Origin of the sequence: Porphyromonas catoniae ATCC 51270 (assembly GCF_000565015.1) — a bacterium.
In the GTDB taxonomy this organism is placed as follows: domain Bacteria; phylum Bacteroidota; class Bacteroidia; order Bacteroidales; family Porphyromonadaceae; genus Porphyromonas; species Porphyromonas catoniae.
Genome location: NZ_JDFF01000006.1, coordinates 1 through 4,110 on the forward strand (window position 1 = coordinate 1; position 4,110 = coordinate 4,110).

The following is a 4,110-nucleotide window of genomic DNA, read 5'->3' on the forward strand; positions in this document are numbered from 1 at the left end:
TGATGTTCAAGATCCTACTGCTTCAGACCTGGTACGGCCTGAGTGATTACGAAGTCGAAGAACGGATCAACGACTCCCTCCTCTTCAGCGAATTCCTCCTCTTGGATATGGGGCTTCCAGCTCCAGACCACAGCACCATCTGTCGCTTTCGCGCTGAACTGACTCGCTTAGGGATTATGGACAAGCTCCTTAGGGAGCTGAATAAGCAGTTCAAGAAGCACGGGATTAGCCGTATTGACCAAGGGGCTATCGTGGATGCGAGCATTGTGGATAGCCCGCACGCTCCCAATGGAAGTATCCTCATCGAAGTAACAGACGACCGAGAGGACTTGCGCACCGAAGAAGAGCAAGCCCAAGAGCAGGCTTATCAGTATGAGTTGAAAAGTCGCAAACCAGGGGTCGATACGGAAGCTCGTTGGGTGCGCAAAGGCAGGCACTATCGCTACGGGTACAAGAAGCACGTGCTGACCGATGGGCAAGGGTTGGTGGAGAGCATAATTACCACGCCGGCCAATTGTGCCGATACGGTGGTATTGCCCCAGTTGATAGAGAAGGCAGAGCTTACGCAGGGCGTTAGTGTCCTTGCCGATAAAGGTTATTGTAGCAAGAAGAACTCGACTTGTCTGCTTGAGCGAGGCTTGATTGATGGGATTATGCTCAAGGCACAGAAGGGGATGAAGCTCACAGAGCGACAACGTGAACTGAATAACACCATCAGCAAAATGCGCTGTTTGATAGAGCGTGCCTTCGGGAGTATTCGAAGGTGGTTTTCAGGAGGGCGATGTCGTTACCGAGGGCTTGAGCGAACGCATACACAGAATATCTTGGAAGCTATGGCGTACAACCTTAAGCGTATGCCTGGTCTTCTTGTGCTCCAGAGCACCAAATAGCCCGGGAAAGCCCCCTCTCGGGAGGATGATCCTCCCAAGAGGGGGCAAGGGGGAGAGACAGGCATCCCACTTTTCAGCCTAAAGACTCCGAAGTTCGCTGGAGGAAAGTGCAAGCAGTGAAGAGATGGGCTTGCGCAATGGTCTCTATTAGTGTCATGAGCACAATAAATCCCTTCTCTAAAGTAGGAGGGGAGATACCATGCTCTCTTTCAGAGCTTCCCTGAAGACACAGAGACTACTCCCTCATCTTCGTCTATATGACGAGAAGGCTCAAAGCCCCCTCACTTCCTCCTTTTCTACTAATTTTATCTCGTATGATAGGTTTGACCCTCCCCATACGTCTACCTTATAGATAATGGGGAAGCCCCCACAAGAAGTAACAAACGAAGCGATGTCCTACGACCAGCTCACCCACCTGCTCGGGACACTACGTCCCCAGCTCCTATCCCAGGCGACACATATCACCGGGGATAGGGATGATGCTGAGGATGCCGTACAGGAGGCTCTCCTTAGGATCCTCGTCCACAGAGCAGAGTGGGAGCACTACAGTAGCCTAGAGGCACTATGCCGCACCGTAGTGCACCATCAGGCCATCGACTTTCTAAGACGAGCAAGACCTCGGGCAGAGATCGAGGAAGCCGATCGCCTCTCAGCCTCCTCCACTGAGGACGAAGTGGAGCAATACGAAACCCAAGCATTGCTCACCTCAGCCATCGAAAGCTTACCGACGAAGCAGCGCCTCATCTTCCGTCTCAAGGAGGTCGAGGGCTACGAAGTAGAGGAAATCGCCCAAATCGCAGGGCTAAGCTCCGAAGCGATCTACAACAACCTCAGCCGTGCACGCAGCACTCTGCGCTCACGACTGCTCATGCACAAAGACTTTGCACCCTATGGCACAAGACACAAATAGCCCCACTCCCCGTCTTCCCCTTGCACCCCACCAGATTGAGGAACTGATCGACGGATACTTCCTCGGCAAGACGACCTCTGAGGAAGAGGCTTTACTACGCGACTACTTTGCCTCGGATAGGGTATCTGCTAAGTATCGGGATCTTATCCCGCTCTTTACTGAGGTGCGCCAACTACTCATCGGCCATGAGCAGGAGCCTCTTTCCCCTGAGCTGAGCCTACCCGCAGCCAAGAGAAGGACAGCTACTCGCACCCGACTCCTTCGTCCCTATCTCATGGGGGGAATAGCTGCAGCCCTCCTATTAGCCATACCCCTCGGATATCACCTCTCTGTCTCCGATCACCCTAAGGTCGGATACTCCTCTACCCTCTTCATCGCAGGCGAAAGGATACAAGACGAGGCCGAGGCGGCACAGCGTGCCGAGGATGCCCTACAGGCTGTCGCCCTCCCTCTCTCCACCTCCCTCCCCCAGCTCTCTATCGATCTCGATTAGTCTCCCCTCACATCATGTATAGACAGATTATACTCTCGCTCCTCCTACTATCGGTGCTCCCACTCAGAGCGCAGACCGAGGTACAGCCCCCGCTACAGACACAGCAGGTCATACAGCGCTACCGACGTGCCAAGAATGCTGTCTATGTCGAGCTAGGCAAGGATCTACTCACCCGCTACGATGCCTCCTACTGCTACACCCTACAGCTCCTACCCTCAGGCAAGGAGCTAGAGGCTCAGTGGAGTGACGTAGAGCAAGCTCTAGACACAGACCGAAAGATAGCCTCTATCATCAAGGAGCAGATCGAGCGAGGGCGCCTGCTCGGTGCCTACTACCGCTTCTCCAGCAAAGACTCCAAGATCCACCGCTATCTCCTCTACTCCTATGACAATCGAGGGGTGATCACCCTAGTCAGTATCGGGGGAACACTCCAGACAGAGGAGCTTATCCAACGGATCCTTACCCCTAAGTCCCCCACCCCTAAGCGCAAATAACAACCATAATACTCATCTTACGATTATGTACACCAAGCATCTCCTCCTCTCCGCCCTGCTAGTAGGCTCTTCTACCCTATCCTTACGTGCTCAGCAAGGGGCTCCACAGGACACGACCCTACAGTGGCGGAAGCACATCCTAGAGCTCAAGGACCACCAAGGTCAGCTCGAGGTCAAGGTCTATCAACTAGATTCAACGGGTACAAAACGCCCCTCAGCCTATCTCTTCCGTGGCATCTACGGCGAGGGACGGATCGAGGAGCAGGGTACGGGAGAGCACATCCGCTTACCTCGTCCTGAGATCTTCTTCCCCACTCGTAGAGGACAGAGTCGCTCGAAGTCCAAGCGCTACCTCACCTCTCTCGGAGCCTCCATAGGCTATACGACACTGACCGGTAGTGGAGCTACGGGGCTGAAGCGAACACGCTCCCTGCGCTATGATATTCAGCTCCTAGAGTACCACCAGGTCCTCTCTCCTCGGCTCATGCTCTCGGCAGGCCTTCACCTGCAGCTCAATTCGCTCCACCTCAGTGGGGACTATGCCTATCGAGAGGAGAATGGGGAGAGCAAGCTCGTCCACTATACCGTCCCTGAGGGTGTACGTACCTCCCGTCTACACATCACCTACCTGACTCTCCCCCTAACGCTTCGGTTCCGTCCTTGGGCAAAGCCCTTCGACCACTGGGAATTCTCATTCGGTGCAGAGTTCAAGCTACGGACAGCCTCTAGCTCCAAGGTGTGGATCGGAGACTATCGTACCCCACGTGTCCTAGGCAAAGACCTTGGGATCAACCCCATCAGCCTAGACCTGAGAGCACAGATCAAGTGTGCCCCTGTCGGGATCTATGCTACCTACAGCCTCCTCCCCCTCTTCCTAGATAGGGGGTTACCCACCACCTATATATATTCCTTAGGGGTATCGCTCGGACTCTAGTCGCCAAATTCCCTCACTCCTACCCATCGCTCCTGCGATATCCTATGATAGAGGCAATCCTCCACAGGATGTGGGGATCGCCTCGTCGCCTATCTCAGGAGACCATTGCACGGTATTTCAAAGGCATACAGGGCTGTGACCACTTCGTACATCACTGATATTTAGTATCTTCATAACCAAAACAGTCGTATAGCTATACCTACCAAACAAACCGAATCCGCTCCGAGCTTCCTGCAAGTCTATACGCAGGTGCGTCGCGACCGCATGAAGCACTCGTTCCTTCGACAGATCAGCGCTTGCGTTGACTGGCGAGGGATTCGTACACTACTCAACAAGAAGTATACAAAGACCCAGAACGCCACAGGCAATCCAGCCTATGATGCCTTGAA

The 4,110-nt window shown here is 53.9% G+C and carries 5 protein-coding genes; all 5 read left to right on the forward strand.

Annotation, left to right across the window (positions count from 1 at the left end; all coding sequences use genetic code 11):
* Nucleotides 1-890 (forward strand): IS5 family transposase (locus HMPREF0636_RS01010; protein WP_044167887.1); only part of this gene is annotated, 890 nt, incomplete at its 5' end.
* 355 nt (nucleotides 891-1,245) lie between these two features.
* Nucleotides 1,246-1,800 (forward strand): GFO_1088 family ECF-type sigma factor, encoded by a 555-nt coding sequence (locus HMPREF0636_RS01015; protein ID WP_052328678.1) that lies wholly within the window; start codon nucleotides 1,246-1,248, stop codon nucleotides 1,798-1,800.
* Entirely contained in the window at nucleotides 1,781-2,293 is a 513-nt protein-coding gene (locus HMPREF0636_RS01020; protein WP_005468956.1) for a PG0215 family putative anti-sigma factor, read from the forward strand. Before HMPREF0636_RS01015 ends, HMPREF0636_RS01020 begins: the two co-directional genes overlap by 20 nt.
* 14 nt (nucleotides 2,294-2,307) lie before the next feature.
* Nucleotides 2,308-2,787, forward strand: a complete 480-nt coding sequence (locus HMPREF0636_RS01025; RefSeq protein ID WP_005468957.1) for a DUF6108 family protein — start codon at nucleotides 2,308-2,310, stop codon at nucleotides 2,785-2,787.
* 25 nt (nucleotides 2,788-2,812) lie between these two features.
* Nucleotides 2,813-3,721: a hypothetical protein gene (locus HMPREF0636_RS01030; protein WP_044167890.1), complete on the forward strand. Its 909-nt coding sequence runs from the start codon at nucleotides 2,813-2,815 to the stop codon at nucleotides 3,719-3,721.
* Nucleotides 3,722-4,110 lie beyond the last annotated feature (389 nt).